The organism is Rhodococcus sp. GXMU-t2271 (genome assembly GCF_041414735.1).
Lineage (GTDB): Bacteria > Actinomycetota > Actinomycetes > Mycobacteriales > Mycobacteriaceae > Rhodococcus > Rhodococcus indonesiensis.
The window spans coordinates 52171-69853 of sequence record NZ_JAUIZP010000071.1 but is presented as its reverse complement, the minus strand read 5'-3'; the positions used below and the strand labels follow the sequence as shown (position 1 = coordinate 69853).

Annotated in this window: 18 protein-coding genes; 12 read left to right on the top strand and 6 right to left on the bottom strand. The window is 69.9% G+C overall.

What is annotated here, in order from left to right; all coding sequences use genetic code 11:
* Positions 1 to 52 precede the first annotated feature (52 nt).
* The gene (locus QYS60_RS24570) at positions 53 to 1219 is read right to left on the bottom strand and encodes a site-specific integrase (RefSeq protein ID WP_371384538.1); all 1167 of its coding nucleotides are present in this window, start codon (positions 1217 to 1219) and stop codon (positions 53 to 55) included.
* Positions 1220 to 1889: 670 nt separating this feature from the next.
* On the opposite strand from QYS60_RS24570, the gene QYS60_RS24565 reads away from it, so the two are divergent.
* The 3 genes from QYS60_RS24565 to QYS60_RS24555 all read left to right on the top strand — a co-directional run bounded on the left by QYS60_RS24565 (position 1890) and on the right by QYS60_RS24555 (position 4447).
* Positions 1890 to 2138 carry a hypothetical protein gene (locus tag QYS60_RS24565; protein WP_289379401.1) on the top strand — a complete coding sequence of 83 codons (249 nt, stop codon included), beginning with the start codon at positions 1890 to 1892 and terminating at the stop codon, positions 2136 to 2138.
* A gap of 73 nt (positions 2139 to 2211) precedes the next feature.
* Positions 2212 to 4050 (top strand): long-chain fatty acid--CoA ligase, encoded by a 1839-nt coding sequence (locus QYS60_RS24560; RefSeq protein ID WP_371384537.1) that lies wholly within the window; start codon positions 2212 to 2214, stop codon positions 4048 to 4050.
* A 19-nt stretch (positions 4051 to 4069) separates the two neighbouring features.
* Positions 4070 to 4447: a DUF5313 family protein gene (locus QYS60_RS24555; RefSeq protein WP_371384536.1), complete on the top strand. Its 378-nt coding sequence runs from the start codon at positions 4070 to 4072 to the stop codon at positions 4445 to 4447.
* A 123-nt stretch (positions 4448 to 4570) separates the two neighbouring features.
* On the opposite strand, the gene QYS60_RS24550 is transcribed toward QYS60_RS24555, so the two are convergent.
* Positions 4571 to 5323 carry a FadR/GntR family transcriptional regulator gene (locus QYS60_RS24550; protein ID WP_371384535.1) on the bottom strand — a complete coding sequence of 251 codons (753 nt, stop codon included), beginning with the start codon at positions 5321 to 5323 and terminating at the stop codon, positions 4571 to 4573.
* A gap of 146 nt (positions 5324 to 5469) precedes the next feature.
* Here QYS60_RS24550 and rraA point away from each other — a divergent pair, with 146 nt between their 5' ends.
* The 5 genes from rraA (at position 5470) to QYS60_RS24525 (ending at position 8629) form a co-directional block, all read left to right on the top strand.
* Positions 5470 to 5964 carry a ribonuclease E activity regulator RraA gene (gene rraA / locus QYS60_RS24545; RefSeq protein WP_371384534.1) on the top strand — a complete coding sequence of 165 codons (495 nt, stop codon included), beginning with the start codon at positions 5470 to 5472 and terminating at the stop codon, positions 5962 to 5964.
* Positions 5965 to 5976: 12 nt separating this feature from the next.
* Entirely contained in the window at positions 5977 to 6501 is a 525-nt protein-coding gene (locus tag QYS60_RS24540; RefSeq protein ID WP_371384533.1) for an acyl-CoA thioesterase, read from the top strand.
* Between the two features lie 96 nt (positions 6502 to 6597).
* Positions 6598 to 7002 (top strand): hypothetical protein, encoded by a 405-nt coding sequence (locus QYS60_RS24535; RefSeq protein WP_371384532.1) that lies wholly within the window; start codon positions 6598 to 6600, stop codon positions 7000 to 7002.
* Positions 7003 to 7076: 74 nt separating this feature from the next.
* A complete protein-coding gene (locus QYS60_RS24530) occupies positions 7077 to 7283 on the top strand; it encodes a hypothetical protein (RefSeq protein WP_371384531.1) in 207 nt (68 codons plus the stop codon).
* A 92-nt stretch (positions 7284 to 7375) separates the two neighbouring features.
* Positions 7376 to 8629 (top strand): SLC13 family permease, encoded by a 1254-nt coding sequence (locus tag QYS60_RS24525; RefSeq protein ID WP_371384530.1) that lies wholly within the window; start codon positions 7376 to 7378, stop codon positions 8627 to 8629.
* A 3-nt stretch (positions 8630 to 8632) separates the two neighbouring features.
* Here the strand turns inward: QYS60_RS24525 and QYS60_RS24520 are convergent, their stop codons facing one another.
* Positions 8633 to 8857: an RNA-binding S4 domain-containing protein gene (locus QYS60_RS24520; protein ID WP_054370894.1), complete on the bottom strand. Its 225-nt coding sequence runs from the start codon at positions 8855 to 8857 to the stop codon at positions 8633 to 8635.
* A gap of 68 nt (positions 8858 to 8925) precedes the next feature.
* On the opposite strand from QYS60_RS24520, the gene QYS60_RS24515 reads away from it, so the two are divergent.
* The 3 genes from QYS60_RS24515 (at position 8926) to QYS60_RS24505 (ending at position 13434) form a co-directional block, all read left to right on the top strand.
* The gene (locus QYS60_RS24515; protein ID WP_371384529.1) at positions 8926 to 10290 is read left to right on the top strand and encodes a deoxyribodipyrimidine photo-lyase; all 1365 of its coding nucleotides are present in this window, start codon (positions 8926 to 8928) and stop codon (positions 10288 to 10290) included.
* Between the two features lie 238 nt (positions 10291 to 10528).
* Positions 10529 to 11893, top strand: a complete 1365-nt coding sequence (locus QYS60_RS24510) for a TIGR01777 family oxidoreductase (protein WP_371384528.1) — start codon at positions 10529 to 10531, stop codon at positions 11891 to 11893.
* The gene (locus QYS60_RS24505; protein WP_371384527.1) at positions 11890 to 13434 is read left to right on the top strand and encodes an SDR family oxidoreductase; all 1545 of its coding nucleotides are present in this window, start codon (positions 11890 to 11892) and stop codon (positions 13432 to 13434) included. The genes QYS60_RS24510 and QYS60_RS24505 overlap by 4 nt, the downstream gene beginning before the upstream one ends.
* A gap of 51 nt (positions 13435 to 13485) precedes the next feature.
* On the opposite strand, the gene QYS60_RS24500 is transcribed toward QYS60_RS24505, so the two are convergent.
* The 3 genes from QYS60_RS24500 to QYS60_RS24490 form a co-directional block, all read right to left on the bottom strand.
* Positions 13486 to 15345 carry a BCCT family transporter gene (locus QYS60_RS24500; RefSeq protein WP_371384526.1) on the bottom strand — a complete coding sequence of 620 codons (1860 nt, stop codon included), beginning with the start codon at positions 15343 to 15345 and terminating at the stop codon, positions 13486 to 13488.
* A 231-nt stretch (positions 15346 to 15576) separates the two neighbouring features.
* On the bottom strand, positions 15577 to 16158 hold the full coding sequence (locus QYS60_RS24495) for a lipocalin family protein (RefSeq protein ID WP_003936574.1): 582 nt from the start codon (positions 16156 to 16158) through the stop codon (positions 15577 to 15579).
* Between the two features lie 23 nt (positions 16159 to 16181).
* The gene (locus QYS60_RS24490) at positions 16182 to 16805 is read right to left on the bottom strand and encodes a fasciclin domain-containing protein (RefSeq protein WP_371384525.1); all 624 of its coding nucleotides are present in this window, start codon (positions 16803 to 16805) and stop codon (positions 16182 to 16184) included.
* Positions 16806 to 17006: 201 nt separating this feature from the next.
* Between QYS60_RS24490 and QYS60_RS24485 the strand changes: the two genes are divergently transcribed.
* Positions 17007 to 17636, top strand: coding sequence for a dienelactone hydrolase family protein (locus QYS60_RS24485; RefSeq protein WP_371384524.1), 630 nt, complete (start codon positions 17007 to 17009; stop codon positions 17634 to 17636).
* Positions 17637 to 17683: the final 47 nt, after the last annotated feature.

Here is a 17683-nt window from a genome sequence, read left to right as displayed (position 1 = left end):
CGTGAACATCGTTGCGGTGATTAGCTTCTCGTTCGGTGCTGGTCATCTCACGCTACAAACCCAGGTTGGTGACCGCGTTGCCGAGCAGTGGGGCGTGTTCGCGGGCGTAGACCTCGAGCATGGCGGGGGTGGTGTGTCCGGTCTGGCGCATGATGGCGTGCGCGGAGGCGCCGTTGCGGAAGGCCTGGGTGACGAATCCGGCGCGCAGCGAATGCCCGCCGAGCTGTTGGACGAGTTCGAGGTCGTAGCCGGCGAGCTCGGCGCGGCGGCGGATCGCGGCGTGGACCGCCGCCCCCGACAACGATGTGCTGGAGAGGTGGCCGTTGCGGCGGATCGCCCGTAGCAGCGGAGAAGCAGGCACGGTGCGGGGGCGGGTGCCGCGGCACACGTGCGCCGCGAACGGCTCCGCGGTGCGCAGGAGCCGGATCACGGCGGGGCGGCCGCCGGTGTCGTGGGCGGCGACGATCTGGGTCCACCGCAGCCATGCGCACGGCGGGCAGCTGGTGTGACTGTGGGTGAAGGGCAGGGCTCGGACGGTGCCGCGGCCCTCCTGATCCGTCTTCGAGCGACGAAGTTTGATGTGCAGGCCGTCGAGCCGGTGCAGGCTGATGTCCCCGCACGTCAGGGCGACGAGTTCGCTGCGGCGGAAGGCCCCGGCGAAGCCGAGCAGCAGGATCGTGGTGTCGCGGCGTTCGACCACCTCGTCGGCCCACCCCGCGCAGTCCGCTCTCGCCTTGTCGACGAGGGCGAGGACATCGGCGGTGAGCAGCGGGGCCCGCGGGCTGCGGGGCCGCTCCCCGGCGGTGGCGTAGCTGCGGCGGATCCCGGACAGAGTCGATCGGACCAGGTCGTCCCCGGTGGGACTGGGGTGCCCGGCGGTGCGGTGGTGGTGGGCGATCGCGGCGAGGCGATGGGCGAGGGTGGCCGGGGCGTAGGCCCGCTCCCCCGCCTCGGTGACGGTGTCGGCGCAGGCGACCAGGTAGGCGGCGACGGTGACCGGATGCGCCGGCACCGCGGTGTGGCCCTCATTGGTGCACCAGGTGGTGAAGGCCCGCCACGCCGAGGCGTAGGTGCGGCGGGTCCCGACCGCCCGCGCCGACGCCACCGACTCCGCGATCCGCGCCGCCGCGGCCGGCGCGAGGTCCGGCAGCGCGGGCCCCGCAGGATTCCCCGGCACCACGACCTGGCCGTCCTCGGCTGGTTCCGTCTCGTCGTTCACGGGTGGGGACGCTACCGGACGGCCCCGACACCTGTCCTCGCTCAATCTATCTGACGCAGAACGCGTTACCTGAGCTGCGATGCGACAACTTAGTTGGACGGCCGCAGGATCGAATCGTCCAAGTTAGTTGTCGCACATCGTCGAATCAGCCCACCGTTTCGGCGGGTCGTGTCCGGGCACCGGGACGATGCCTGATGTACCGCGTGAGCAGCGAATCGAACACGCCGGCTGGGACTGCGCCGTCGGTGACGGACTCGATGAGACCCCCGATCGCATCCTGTTGACCGGGTGACTCCATCGTGAGCACCCGATTCCGCCACGCGGTGTCAGCCAAAGACGTCGTGAGCGCAACGACAATCGGGTATTCGGCTGCCCGGCAGATCGCTGCGGTCAGATACCACCGGTTGGGGTTGGGCTCGAGAACTTCCAACCGAGCGTGGACGCCCCGAACCGTGCAACCGACACCGCGTGTCGCACAGCGTGCGACACCTATCTCGGACGACGCCTTCCGGATGCGACACCTATCTCGGACAACGCACCGACAACGTGGACAAGGACAACACCGTCCCGGCGACCGAAAACACGCTCAGCTGGGGGTTCGCGGGGATAGCTGCGTAAATGGCATTTTTCATCACTATCTGTAAGTCGTAGATCCAGACCGAATGCAGAAATGTCTTCATCGTCCCGCAAGCGGACGGCACCCCCAGGCAACGACGACCCCGCCGAGACAGCCGTGAGGTTCGTCGCGCAGTGGGTGCGGCTCACCGCCGCGATCACGGACCCGCCCCCGATCGCACACCTATACCTCGATCTGTCCGTGCTCGACCGGGCCGTCCTCCGCACCGCCCGGCGCGCACCGCGGGTGCTGCGGACGGCCGTGGCTCTCGCCCACGCCCGGCAGCACCGGCAGGCGCGGTGAGCATGGACCGGAAGCCGGAACGAACAGGCCAAACCCTCCCCACGGTTCGAGCGGTCTTTCTAAACTCGGGGGTATGACAGCGCTGCGAATCTCCGACGAGCCGGTCGACCACTCGAAGATCGAGAAGCGGGCCCCGTCGGTGGCTCAGCTCTTTCTCGACCGAATTGCGGCCAGCCCCGGCACGGAGGCGTTCCGGTTCCCGAAGGACGACGAGTGGGAGAGCGTGACCTGGCAACAGGTCGGCGACCGCGTCCGTCTGCTCGCGGCCGGGTTGATCGCGCTCGGTATCGAGCCCGAGGACCGGATCGCACTGGCGTCGTCGACCCGGTACGAGTGGGTGGTCGTCGACCTTGCGGTGATGTGCGCGGGCGCCGCGACCACGACGGTCTACCCCACCACCAAGGCTCCCGACGTGGCGTTCATCGTGTCCAACTCGGGCAGCCGCGTGGTCGTCGCCGAGGACCAGGCCCAGATCGACAAGCTCGTCGAGCAACGCGCCCAGCTGCCCGCCGTGCAGCAGGTGGTCGTGATCGACGGCCCCGGGGACGGGGACTGGGTGATCACCCTGGCCGACCTCGAGGAGCGGGGCCGCCAACTGATCGCGGAGTCGCCGAACGTCGTCGAGGATCGGGTCCGGGCGATCCGGCCGGATCACCTCGCCACCCTCATCTACACGTCCGGCACCACCGGCAAGCCGAAGGGCGTGCGGCTGCCGCACTCGGCGTGGACGTACACCGCCGCCGCCGTCGACGCCCTCGGCATCCTCGGTCCGGACGATCTGCAGTACCTGTGGTTGCCCCTGTCGCACGTGTTCGGCAAGGTGCTGCTGAGCCTGCCCCTGCAGGTGGGCATGCCCACCGCCATCGACGGCCGGGTCGAGAAGATCGTGGAGAACCTCGCCGTGGTGCGGCCGACCTTCATGGGCGCGGCGCCGCGCGTCTTCGAGAAGGCGCACGCACGCATCGAGGCGATGATGGAGGAGGAGGGCGGCGCCAAGAAGAAGATCTTCGATTGGGCCGTCGGCGTCGGAACGCGGGTCTCCAAGGCCAAGCAGGAGGACCGCGACCCGTCGCCGCTGGACCGGTTGCAGTACAAGCTCGCCGACAAGCTCGTCTTCACCAAGATCCGGGAGCGGTTCGGCGGCCGGCTGCGGTTCTTCGTCTCCGGGTCCGCTCCGCTGGACCGCGACGTCGCACAGTGGTTCGATGCCGTCGGCATCATCGTCCTCGAGGGCTACGGGCTGTCGGAGACCTCCGCGGCGTCGTTCCTCAACCGGCCGCTCGCGTACCGCTTCGGCACGGTCGGCTGGCCCTTCCCGGAAACCGAGGTCAAGATCGCCGAGGACGGTGAGATCCTCGTCAAGGGTCCCGGGGTGATGAGCGGTTACCACGATCGTCCCGACGCGGACGCCGAGGCGTTCGAGGACGACGGCTGGTTCCACACCGGCGACATCGGCGAGATCGACTCCGACGGGTTCCTGCGGATCACCGACCGCAAGAAGGACATGTTCAAGACCTCGCAGGGCAAGTACGTCGCGCCGTCCGCCATCGCCGCGACCTTCAAGGGCATGTGTCCCTATGCGAGCGAGATCATCGTCCACGGCGAAGGCCAGCCGTACTGCGTGGCACTGGTGGGCCTCGAGCCCGAGGCGATCCACGAGTGGGCCGAGAAGAACGGCCTGGGCGGCAAGTCGTTCGAGGAGATCGCGCACGACGAGAAGACCCGCGACCTCATCGGCGGCTACATCGACCAGCTCAACGAGCAGCTCAACCGGTGGGAGCAGGTCAAGAAGTTCACCATCATCGACCGCGAGCTGTCGGTGGAGGCCGGGGACCTCACGCCGAGCATGAAGCTGCGTCGGAAGATCGTCATCGACAACTTCTCCGACCGGCTCAGCGGGCTGTACGGATGAGCGGCCTATCCTCGGTGGTATGAGGAGTAGTGCGCGACCGAGTTTCACCCAGTACGTCGGATACCTGTTCGGCCGCACGCTCCCCGACTCGCTTCAGGACTGGGTGCGCAACGACCTCGTCGGGCCCGGGGCGACGGTGCGGTACCTCGTGCGGTTCACCCTGCCGATCGTGCCGTTCCTCGCGCTGTTCCTGCTCATCCCCGGGCCGGTGTGGATTCCGCTGGCGATGATGGCGCTGCTGTTCATCCCCCTGGTGTACTTCGCGATCGCCCTGATGCAGATCTGGCGGCGGCACCGCCTGGAGCAGCACGGCCTCGACCCGAACCTGCTCGGCGAGAAGGCACGCGTGCGGGCCGACCGCGAACGCGACGAGTACGAGCGACGTTTCGGGCGCTGATCCGGCGCAGACCGAGCCGAGCGCGCGGTTCCGCCGCCGAACGGGTGGTTTCCGTCGATCTCACTCGCACGTCGGCACGACAACCGCCCGCTCGCCGCGAATTCCCCCCGTTCGACGGCTCGGCTAGGACAGGACCTCGACGAGCGTGGTCGCCGAATCGCCCGTCATGTACCGCTCGACGCTGTCGAGGTGCCTGCGCCAGAATGCTTGTGCCGCTTCGGAATCACCCTCGCGCAGCAATGTGACGAGCTTGCGGTTGGCACGCAACGCCGCCGACGCTCCGGGGCGTTCCGCCGCATCGGCGCGGGTGGAGAGATACAGCGCGTTGTGTGCGTCCATGATGTCGAGCAGCATCCCCGCGAGGGCCGCCATCGTCTGGTTGCCGGCCAGCTCCATCACGGCGCGGTGCACCTCGGTGTCGTACTTGGCGAAGGCCGCGGGGTCGCCGAGGAGGTCCTCGCCCCGCTCGACCAGATCGGCGAGCGTGTCGATCCGCTCGGCCGGGGCGGCCGCGAGCAGACCGACGCCGTCCACCTCGAGTTCGGTGCGGGCGCGGTAGACGTCGGCGAGCGGGACTCCCCGATACTGCAGCAGCAGTCCGGTGTAGCGGGCGGCGGTCGAGCCGTCCGGTGCCTGCACGCGGGCACCGCCGTGGGCGCCGCGCAGGACGGTGATGATGCCTTCCGACTCCAGGATGCGGAACGCCTCCCGCAACGTAGGACGGGAGACGCCGAAGCGATCCATCAGCGCGGCCTCGTTCGGCAACGGCTCGCCGGCGTGCAGTTCCCCGGTGATGATCTGGCGGCGCAGGCTCGCGGCGATCAGCTCACCCGCCTTGGGCACGCGAACGACCGCAGAGCTTCCGTCGAGTGGCATTTGACCGTCCTGTGTGCGTTATCCATCCCAGCCCCGATGGCTCTTAGGATACAAGAATCTACCGGTATGAAACCCAAACAGTCAGATGATCTGCCGGTATCATCCCAGCGCCGTACGGACGGCGTCGCCCCACTACTCTCGGCGACATGAGCGAACCCTCCACCAACGACGTTCCGGCCACCGCGGACCTCGCCGACGAGATCGGCCCCGACATCCGGAGCTGCGACACGCAGTTCATCCAGTTCGGCGGTCACGAGGTCTTCGCCGGCCGGATCACCACCATCCGCTGCTTCCAGGACAACCTGCTCGTCAAGCAGACCCTGAGCGAGCCGGGCAACGGCGGCGTCCTCGTCGTCGACGGCGACGCCAGCGTGCACACCGCCCTCGTCGGCGACATCATCGCCGGCCGCGGTGTCGACAACGGCTGGGCCGGGGTCGTCGTCAACGGCGCCGTCCGGGACTCGGCCATCCTGCGCACCCTCGGGATCGGCATCAAGGCGCTCGGCACCAACCCGCGCAAGAGCACCCAGACCGGGTCCGGCGAGAAGAACGTTCCGGTGGAGTTCGGCGGCGTCACGTTCAACCCGGGCGAGATGCTCTACAGCGACCACGACGGCATCGTCGTCCGCGCCGAGGACTGACCGGGGGCCGGCATGCTCATTGCGCTGCGTACGGCGCGGACCTTCCTTCGTGCCCGCAAGGCGGATCCGGTCCGGCCACACGAGACGGTGCACACCCCGTTCCGCGTGGCCGTCGCCGACCTCGACGCGGCGATGCACATGAACAACGGCCGGTACCTCACCATCCTCGACCTCGGCCGGTTCGAGCTGTTCGTCCGCACCGGACTCTGGCAGGTGCTGCGCCGGCACCGGTGGCAGACGGTCGTCGTCGTCCAGACGGCGACCTACCACCGGTCGCTGCGGCATCGGCAGCAGTTCGACGTGGCGACCCGCCTTCTCGGTACGGATGCCAGGAACCTGTTCGTCGAACAGCACGTGACGGTGGACGGGGCGAGCAGTGCCCGGGCCGTGATCGGACTCCGCGTGCTCGATCGCGACGGCCGCTCCGTCCCGCCGGACACCGTCGCGCAGACGTTCCCCGCGCTCACCGATCTACCCGACCTGCCCGACTGGGTACACGACTGGGCGCAGAACGTCCGCGCGGCGCACGCCTCCTGACCTCGCGTGACGCCGGAATGTGGCGCGGTTCGGCGGCAGTGCCCACACTGGAGGAATCACGGCCGCACGCGCGGCCCGCGACCTCAGGAGGCCCTCATGGGCGAGAACAACCCGTTCGGATTCGACCCGGAGGACCTCGACCGTGTCTTCCGCGACGCCGGGGAGGGGTTGCGCGACCTGGCCGCCAAGATCGGCCGGTTCGTCGAACAACCGGACGCCGGGATCCCGTGGGCGAGCATCTTCCCCGACCTCGCGGGCGCACCCCGCACCCGCCCGGCGCCGCCCACCGCCGGCGAGACCGGCGACGGCGTATGGGTGATCTACACACTCGACGACGACGGGACCGCCCGCGTCGAGCAGGTCTTCCCCACCGAACTCGAGGCGCTGCGCGCGCACAAGAACAACACCGATCCGCGCCGATCGGTGCGCTTCCTGCCGTACGGCGTCACCGCCGGGATCCTGGACCGGCGCGAGGAGACCGACGCGGACGAGACCGGCTGACCCGGCCCGAGGGGTCGACCCGAACCGCGAGCGCCGCGGCCCCCGGAAGCGCACACTGATACCAGGAGGTCGTCATGAAAGCGCTTCGGGGCCTGCTCGATGTGGTGCTGGGACTGGTGACGGCCGTGCTCGGCACGGTGCTGGGAATCGTCGCGGCCGTCGTGTGGCTCGTCGGCGGCCTGCTGTGCGTGACGATCATCCTCATTCCGCTGGGCATCCCCGTGATGCGGCTCGCCGGCCGCCTGTTCACCCTTGCTCGGCAGCTGATGCACCTGCCCTGAACTCGCGGGGGGATCGAGGATTTCGCGGACCGGGCGGACGCCGCCCGGTCCCGTAGGCCGTTCGGCCGGCGCCGCGTGGCAGCATCGGCCCGGTGACTTCCGTGGCGGCGGCGACCTTCGTGGCGTCGGCGCTGCTCGCCCTCGTGCTCGTCTTCGCCGTCGTGCGTCCGTGGGGACTGCCGGAGGTGTTCGTCGCCCTGCCGGCGGCCGTCGCGGTCGTCGCGCTCGGCATCGTCACGCCGGAACTCGCCGGACAGCAGCTACACACGCTCTTCCCGACGGTCGCGTTCCTCGCCGTGATCCTCGTGCTCGGTCATCTCGCCGACGCGCTCGGCGTCTTCACCTGGGTCGCGTCGGTCCTCGTCCGCGGTACCGGCAGCGACCCCCGGCGGCTGCTGACCGCCGTGTTCGTCACCTGCGCCGTCGTCACTGCCGTGCTCAGTCTCGACGCCACCGTCGTCCTGCTCACGCCGATCGTCCTGCGCGCGGCGACCACACTGCGGATGTCACCGCGACCGCACGTGTATGCCACCGCCCACCTGGCGAACTCGGCGTCGCTGCTGATGCCGGTGTCCAATCTGACGAACCTGCTGGCCTTCGCCGCGACCGGGCTGACCTTCCTGCACTTCACGGCGCTCATGGCGCTGCCGTGGCTGGCGGTCGTGCTCGTCGAGGCCCTTGTGTTCCGGTGGTTCTTCGCACGCGACCTCGCACCGTCGCCGACGTCGCCCGGCGCGGCACCGGCCGTCCCCGTCCACGCCCCGCGCTACGCCCTGGGGGTCGTCGCCGCCACGCTCGCCGGGTTCGCGGCCACGGGCCCGCTGGGAATCGAACCGGTGTGGGCCGCGGCAGCGGGCGCAGTCGCTCTCGGCGTCCCGGCACTGCGCCGGCGACGAACCACACCCCGGCGCATCCTCGCCGCCGCCGACCTGTGGTTCTGCGTGTTCGTCCTCGCCCTGGCCGTCGTCGTCGCCGGTGTCTCGGCCGGGGCGGCCGGCGAGGCACTGGCGGCCGCGCTGCCCACCGAACCGACGTTCGTCGCGCTGCTCGGGGTGGCGGCCGCTGCCGCCCTGATCGCCAACCTCGTCAACAACGTCCCGGCGACACTGATGTTCCTGGCCGCGCTCGGCCCCTCGGCCCCACCTGCTCTGATCCTCGCGATGCTGCTCGGGGTGAACCTCGGCCCCAATCTCACCTACGTCGGCTCCCTCGCCACGATGCTGTGGCGACGGCTGCTCGACGGCTCCGAAGCCCGCCCGGACCTGTCCACCTACACCCGGCTCGGCGCGGTCACGACGCCGCTCACCCTGCTCGTCGCGGTCGCGGCGCTGTGGGCGGTCACCTGAGGTTCACGCCCCCGACGTCACGCGCGCGGCCGCGGCCCCGATCTCCACGACGTCCCCGACGTGCAGCTGCCGCCCACGCCGCACCTCGACCTCCCCGTTGACGCTGACGAGTCCCTCGGCGATCACTTCCTTCGCCTCGGCACCGGACTCGATCAGGCTCGCCAGCTTGAGGAATTGACCGAGCCGGATGGACTCGTCGCGGATGGGCACCTCGAACACGTCGGACATGGGACCAGTCTCTCACCGGGCCGACAGCTACCCGCCCGCCCGGGCCCGTTCTCCCGCACACTGGACGGGTGAGCCGCCCCGGTATCGTCTGGTTCCGCCGCGACCTGCGGCTGCGGGACCTGCCCACCCTGCTGTCCGTCGCCGACTCCACCGACCGTGCTCTCGCACTGTTCGTGCTCGACGAATCGCTGCTGCGTCCCTCCGGGTCCCCGCGCCGCACCTTCCTGATGCGGTGCCTGCGCGCCCTCGACGAGGATCTCGGCGGACGTCTGCTCGTCACCCACGGCGACCCCGCCACGGTCGTTCCGGCGCTGGCCCGGGAGCTCGACGCCGACGCGGTGCACGTCAGTGCCGACCACGGGCCCTACGGCACCCGCCGCGACGAGGCCGTCGAGCGGGCGCTCGGCGACGTCCCGCTGCTGCGCACCGGCTCGCCCTACGCCGTCGCGCCCGGACGCATCCGCAAGGCCGACGACACCCCCTACAAGGTGTTCACCCCCTTCCAGCGGGCGTGGCACGAACACGGCTGGCGCGCACCCGCCGCCACCGACGCCGGCACCGTCGAGTGGATCGACCCCGGCGATCTCGACGCGCGCGTAGCGATCCCCGCCGACGACGATCTCGACGGCACCACGCTGCCACCCGCCGGGGAGGCTGCCGCGCTGCACCGCTGGCACGAGTTCCGCGACGACGACCTGCCGCACTACGACACCGACCGGGACCGGCCCGACCTCGATCGCACCAGCCGCCTCTCGCCGTACCTGAAATTCGGGTGCATCCATCCGCGCACCCTCCTGCACGACGTGCGCTCCGACCGCAGCGCGGGCGCGAACCGTCTGCGCAGCGAACTGGCCTGGCGCGACTTCTACGCGGACGTGCTGCACCACCGGCCCGACACGGCCCGCCGCAACTACAACCGCCGCTTCGACGACATCGCCTACGACAGCGGACCCGACGCCGAACGCAACTTCGCCGCATGGCAGCAGGGCCGGACCGGCTTCCCCATCGTCGACGCGGGCATGCGGCAGCTGCTCGCCGAGGGCTGGATGCACAACCGGCTCCGCATGATCGTCGCGTCCTTCCTCGCCAAGGACCTGCATCTGCCGTGGTGGTGGGGTGCCCGGCACTTCATGGACCGGCTCGTCGACGGCGACCTGGCCTCGAACCAGCACGGGTGGCAGTGGACCGCCGGCAGCGGAACCGACGCCGCGCCCTACTTCCGGGTGTTCAACCCGATCACGCAGGGGGAGAAGTTCGATCCGACGGGTGAATACGTGCGCCGCTGGGTACCCGAGCTGCGAGGTGTGAACGGCAAACGCGTGCACCGGCTCCCGGACGGTCCGCCGGACGGGTACCCGGAGCCGATCGTCGACCACGCCCACGAGAGACAGGTAGCGCTCGACCGGTACGGGCGGATCGGCGGAAAAGGCTGACCCATCCGGGTCGCGCGCTACTCCGAATACCGAGGGGACGGAACGCCCGTCCCGGACGGACAACCGAGAGGAACACCACCGTGCGAGAACTCGTCGAGGCAGCATTCATGGCAATCCACACTCCTCTGGTGAACGCCTACACCATCCTGATCAACATGATTCCCAGCTGATTCCGCGGCGGCGCCGGGATTCTCCCGGCGTCGCTTCCGCGAACCCGGACCAGGCGGAGGAAGGCACGATGGGCATCACGTATTCGAGCGTCGTCGACGCGCCGCGCGACGACGTCTTCGACTGGCACAGCCGACCGGGCGCGATCATGCGTCTGCTCCCCCCGTGGCAGCCGCTGCGGGTGATCTCCGAGGCCGAGTCCCTGAAGTCGGGCCGGGCCGTGCTCGGCCTGCCCGGCGGACTGCGCTGGGTCGCCGAACACCAGGCCGACGCCTACGACCCGCCCGCGCGGTTCGTCGACAGCGTCGGCCGCGACGGGCTCACCTCACTGCCCGCCGGACTGGTGATGTCCTGGCGGCACGAGCACACCTTCGAGGCACTCGGCTCCCGTCGCACCCGGGTCGTCGACCGGGTCGACACGCCCGTCCCGGAGTCGCTGCTGAAGCAGACCTTCTACTACCGGCACCGCCAGCTCGCCGACGACCTCGCCGCCCATCAGTGGTTCCTCGAGCAAGGAGTACGCCCCGCCACGGTCGCCGTCACCGGATCGTCCGGTCTCGTGGGCACCGCGCTGAGCGCCTACCTGAGCACCGGCGGCTACCGGGTCGTGCGGCTCGTACGCGGCGAACCGCGCGGCGACGACGAACGTCGCTGGGATCCGGACTCGCCCGCGCCCGACCTGCTCGAGGGCATCGACGCCGTCGTCCACCTCGCCGGCGCCTCGATCGCCGGGCGCTTCAACGCCGCCCACAAGGCCGCCGTCCGGGACAGCCGGATCCGGCCCACGCGGCTGCTGGCCGAACTCGCGGCACGCACCCCCAACGGACCGGCGACCTTCGTGTCCGCGTCGGCGATCGGGCTCTACGGCTACGACCGCGGCGACGAACCGCTCGCCGAGGACGCGCAACGGGGGTCCGGGTTCCTCGCCGACGTCGTCGCCGACTGGGAGGCCGCCACCGCCCCTGCCGCCTCCGGCGGACTGCGCGTGGTGCTGGTGCGGACCGGCATCGTGCAGACCCCGCGCGGCGGGCCGCTGCAGCTCCTGCGCCCGTTGTTCGAGGCCGGCCTCGGTGGCCGGCTCGGCAGCGGCCGGCAGTGGCTGTCGTGGATCGACCTCGACGACCTGCTCGACGTCTACCACCGGGCCCTTGCCGATCCGAGGATGAAGGGTCCGATCAATGCCGTTGCGCCCGAACCGGTTCGCAACGACGAATACACCCGCACGCTCGCGCGGGTACTGCACCGGCCGGCGCTGTTGCGGGTGCCGGGGTTCGGGCCCCGGCTGCTGCTCGGCGACGAGGGCGCGCGGGAGGTCGCCACCGCCGATCAGTTCGTCGTTCCGCAGTGCCTGGTCGATCACGGACATCGGTTCCGCCGGCCGAAGCTCGAAGCCTGCCTGCGACACCAGCTCGGACACATCGTGGAGAACGAATGAACACCCCTGTGTTGCGCATCCTCGTCACCGGGGCCACCGGCTACATCGGGGGCCGGCTGGCGCCGCTGCTGGTCGACGCCGGCCACCGGGTGCGGGTCCTGGCCCGCACCCCGGACAAGCTGCGGGACGTGCCGTGGGCCGGCGACGTCGAGATCGTGCGCGGTGACCTGACCGATCCGCAGTCCCTGGCCGTCGCCTGCCGGGACGTCGACGTCCTGTACTACCTGGTGCATTCGATGGGTGGGCGCGGGGAGTTCATCGACACCGAGCGCGCGGAAGCCGAGAACGTCGCCGCCGCTGCCCGCGCGGCCGGGGTACGGCGCATCGTGTATCTCGGTGGGCTGCATCCGGACACAGCCGACCTCTCCACCCATCTGCGGTCCCGGGAGCAGGTCGGCCGGATCCTCGTCGAATCCGGGGTGCCCACCCTGGTGCTGCAGGCCGGGGTGGTGATCGGTTCGGGCTCCGCGTCGTTCGAGATGATCCGGCACCTGAGCAACCGCCTGCCCTTGATGACCACCCCGAAGTGGGTGAACAACAAGATCCAGCCCATCGCGGTGCGCGACGTACTGCACTACCTGGTGGGCGCGGCCACCGCTCCGCTCCCCCGCAGCCGCACCTACGACATCGGCGGCCCGGACGTGCTGCGCTACGGCGAGATGATGCAGGTGTACGCCGAGGTCGCGGGTCTGCGCCGGCGGCGCATCCTGGTGCTACCCGTGCTCACTCCGAAGCTCGCCGGGTTGTGGATCGGGCTGGTCACCCCGATCCCACCGTCGCTGGGCCGGGCGCTGATCGAATCGCTGAGCAACGACGCGGTGGTCTCCGAACACGACATCGACGACGTGATCCCGCCGCCGCCCGGCGGACTGACCGGCTATCGCGAGGCGGTCCGGCTGGCGCTGCGCAAGATCGAACGCGGCGACGTCGAAACCACCTGGGCGAGTGCGTCACCCGTCGGCGCACCGGCCGAACCGCTGCCGTCCGATCCGCACTGGGCAGGCGAGGTGGTCTTCGTCGACGAACGCTGCATCGACTGCGACACCGATGCCGGCACGGTGTGGGAGGTCGTCGAGAGCATCGGCGGCGAGAACGGCTGGTACTCCTTCCCCCTCGCCTGGACGATCCGCGGATGGCTCGACCGCTTCGCCGGCGGCGTCGGTCTCTCCCGGGGACGCCGCAATCCGCGCACCCTGCACACCGGGGACGCGTTGGACTTCTGGCGCGTCGAGCGCCTCGAGCGACCCACCCTGCTGCGGCTGCGGGCCGAGATGCGGGCGCCGGGCGGGGCCTGGCTCGAGTGGCGTATCGAACCGCTCGATCCGGACCGGGCCCGGCTGCACCAGCGGGCGATCTTCTTCCCGAAGGGACTTGCGGGACGGATCTACTGGTATGCGCTCGTGCCGTTCCACGGCATCATCTTCAAGGGCATGCTCGAGAACATCGCCGGCGCCGCGCACCGCGCCGCCCGCGATCCGGCACGCACCCCGTCTGCCGGCGACCCGATGTCACATCCGGTCGATTCGATCGACGCAATGTGACATCGGGTCGCCGCCGCGGCGGGGGGTTGGGGCGGGAGGTTGCGGCGAGCGTCAGTCGCGCGTGGCCGCGCGTCGCTCGTCGGCTTCCCGTTGCGCCACGCCCTCGGCGGACTCGGCGAACTCCGGGGTGTCGAACACCTCGCCACCGAGCGGGTCCTGCGGGCGGGCACCGTGGTCGATCTCAACCCGTCCGGTGTCGGCGTCGACGCTGACCGAACTGGCCGGCAGCTCGTGGACGGCGACGACGAGCGGTGCGCGGGTCCCGGGCGCTGCGGCGCCGTTCCCGTTGGTGTCGAGTCCGGCGAGCGTCGCGGAGATGCCCCGCCGGTGCGGGGCGCCGTGGCCGGCCGCGGCGGGTGCCGCCGGGCCCACCGCCACCTGCAGGTACCGGGGCGCAGTCGCCACCTCGTAGCGGAACGCCTTGAGCATCGACACGCAGGCGAGCACCATGACGATCGAGAACGGCACCGCCGTCGCGATGGATGCGGTCTGCAGCGCGGTCAACGAGCCGCTTCCGCCGATGAGCAGCAGCACCGCCGCCGCGATCCCCTCGAGGATCGCCCAGTAGACACGCGTGATCCGCGGGGTCTCGAGGTTGCCACCGGTGGAGAGGATGTCGATCACGAGCGAACCCGAGTCCGAAGACGTCACGAAGAAGAACACGACCACGAAGATCGCGAGCAGACTCGTCAGCACGGCCAGCGGAAGGCCGTCGAGGAGGACGAACAGCGAGGTGTCGGTGTCGACGGTGCCGTCCGCGGCGAGCATGGTGCCCTCGTCGCGCTGCCGCAGGATTCCGGCGTCGCCGAAGATCGTGAACCACAGCGACGCGACGAACGTGGGGGCGAGCAGAACGCCGAAGACGAACTCGCGGATCGTGCGGCCGCGGGAGATACGGGCAATGAACATGCCGACGAACGGCGCCCAGCTCATCCACCAGCCCCAGTAGAAGATCGTCCACGCGCCCGACCAGCCGTCCTCGGCGAACGGTGAGGTGCGCAGCATCAGTTCCGGCAGGGCCTGCGCGTAGCCGCCGAGGTTCTGCACCCACGACTGCAGCAGGAACAGCGTCGGCCCCAGCAGCAGGACGAACACCGCGAGCGAGGCCGCCAGCACCATGTTGATGTTGGACAGCCATTTCAGACCGCGCGAGACGCCGGAGACCACCGAGAAGGTCGCCAGGCCCGTCACCCCGACGATCAGTGCGACGGTGAGCCAGTTGTTCGTCTCGATCCAGCCCAGGTAGTCGAGGCCCGCCGAAATCTGCTGGACGCCGAAGCCGAGCGAGGTGGCGACGCCGAACAGGGTGCCGACGATCGCGATCACGTCGATCGCGTGCCCGATCGGACCCTCGACGCGGGCACGTCCGAGGAGCGGTTCGAGCAGCCAGCGCACCGACAGCGGCCGGCCCTTGCGGTACGTCATGTAGGCCAGGCCGAGACCGACGACGACGTAGATCGCCCACGCGTGCAGACCCCAGTGGAACATGGTCAGTTCCATGGCCTGATTGGCGGCGGCATCCGTCGAACCGGGGATGCGGCCCGCCTGCGGAGGGTCGACGTAGTGCGAGAGTGGTTCGGCGACACCGTAGAACACCAGACCGATGCCCATGCCGGCGCTGAAGAGCATTGCGAACCAGGACAGCAGGCCGAATTCGGGTTGTTCGTCGTCGCGGCCGAGTTTGATGTTGCCGACGCGGCTGAGGCCGCAGTACAGGGCGAAGATCACGAATCCGGTGGCGATCAGGATGTACCACCAGCCGACGCCGTCGGTGATGGCACGGTTGAGCGCGTCGACCGCCCCTTCTGCCGATCCCGCGTAGACGACCGCGAATACGATCATCCCCAGGATCACGAGCGAGGCGGGAACGAATACGGGCTTACGCAAACCCCGCCATGCATCGCGGATCATCTTCACCAGCTCCTCGTGTCGCGACGAGCGGGGTCCGACGATCGGAAGGCTCGTCCACGTCGCGAATCGAACCTAACAGAGCCGGGACGTGTCCGGGGGAAACGCATCCGGGCTCCGGCGCCGCCCGCACGCGACCGAATGTCACATGCGATCGATCGAACCGACGCAATGTGACATTCGGCCGGGCGGGCGGGCGGGGCCGAAGCGAGACCGCTACGCGCAGAGCATCTTTCACACGGTGCAGAGCGGCTTGATCTCCTGCAGGCCCTCCGTGGTGGGCGAGGTGAGCATGAGGCAGCTGTTGTAGCCCTGCTGCTCGACCACCGACCGGATCTGCTGCCACGCGGCGGCGTCGACCACCGGTGACCGGGACAGGACGAACCCGGAAACCCGGGTCGGATCCCCCACGAGCGCCCACGAGTAGTCGTCCGCGAGGTAGGCGACGATGTAGTTGCTCGGCCCGTCCAGGGAATCCTGGGTCGGCACGCTGGGGAAGCTCACGTGCAACGAGGCGGTGTCGTTCACTCGCGCGTTGCCGACGATTCCCCGCCGCTCACCGGTGACGGTGGTGCACGAGTTCTCCACCCGCACGTTGCGCTCGTCGATCAGCGTGTAGTTCGCGGTGGTGTCGAGCACGCAGTCGAGATTGAAGGGCGCGGGATTGGCGGCCAGTTGATACCAGGTGCCCATGTACCGGTTCACATCCAGCTCCGCCACCGGGGTGAGCGGAGCTGCCTGCGCCGGTGCCGCCATGAGGGCGGCGCCCGCGGCGGCCAGAGCGGCCGCCGCGAGGCCTCGGATCGTTCGTCTCACGTCACTCATCGGGTGCTACCGGGTCACTGCTGCGGCGCCGGCGGCAGCAGCACGGTGTCGATGAGGTAGACGGTCGCGTTGGCGGTCTTCACGCCGCCGCAGATGACGTTGGCGTCGTTGACCTTCCACTCCTCGCCTTCACCGGTCACCTCGACCGTACCGCCCTGGACGGTGGTCTGGGTGCCTTCGATGTCCGACGGCGCGATCTGGCCGGGGACGACGTGGTAGGTGAGGATGCTGGTGAGGGTGGCCGTGTCGGTCTTCAGGCTCTCGATGGTGGCCGGATCGACCTTGGCGAAGGCGTCGTCGACCGGCGCGAACACGGTGAACTCGCCACCGTTGAGCGTGTCGACCAGGTTCACCTCGGGGTTGAGCTGACCCGACACCGCCGCGGTCAGGGTCGTGAGCTCCGGGTTGTTCGACGCGGCGACGGCCACCGGCTCCTGCGCCATACCCTCGATCGAGCCCGGCCCGGTCGGTACCGCGGCCGCGTAGGCGTCACAGCCCGGGCCGACGAGGCCCGACGCCATGGCGTCCTCGGAAGTGGTCGGAGACATCGCCGATGTGGCGTTCTCCATCGCCGACGTGGCCGTCGCCTCCGTCGACGTACCGGAGTCGTCGGACGAGCACGCCGCGACACCCATCATCGCCATCGCGCCGATTCCGACTGCCGCCAAGCTCTTTCGCGTGTTGATAACCATGGCCCTCTTCCCTTCGGTGTCGTGATCCGTGCGACCACGTCGGTCAGGTGTGTCATCTGCCATTCGGCACGGTCGGGAGGGCGGATGGGTGGATGTGGAGATTTTTTTTCGACCCATCCGATTCGGGCCACGCTCCGAACACCGGGCATGGAGATCGCATCGAACCGGCCCCGCGCTCACGTGCTGGTTCTCCCGGGCGGCAAGCCGGTCAGCACGTCCGCCGCCCGGTCGTGGCACCTGTCCGCGTTGCGGATGACATTGCTGACCGAGTCCCTGCGTTCCCGGTTGAGCATGTACGACATCACCGTCGGCCAGGTGCGCTACACGTACCGCGGTTGGAACGGGGACCGGATGAGTCCCGTCCACGATGCCCTGCGGGCCCTCGACGAGGTGCACCGGCGGCGCGGCGACGTCCGGATCGGGCTCGTGGGTCACTCCATGGGCGGACGGGTCGCGGCCCACCTCGCGGCACAACCGGGTGTCGGGGCTGTCGTCGCGCTGGCACCGTGGTGGCCCGAGGACGACGGCGCGCTGATCCCGCCCGAGCGCCGGCTCCTGGTCGTGCACGGCACCGCCGACACGTGGTGCGATCCGCGCGTGAGCGCGGTGCAGACGGCCCGGGCCCGCGGGCGCGGCGTCGACGCCCAGTTCCGGCCGCTGGCGGGCGGCGGTCACTTCCTGCTCACCAAGCCGGGCTGGTGGCATGCGGTCACCGCCGAGTTCCTGCGGGAATCCCTGGCCCCGGCCGGCCGGCCCACCGGAGGCGACCATGTCTGACGTCCCACGCGCTGCAGACCTCCGGCTGTCCCGGAGGTGATCGCGGT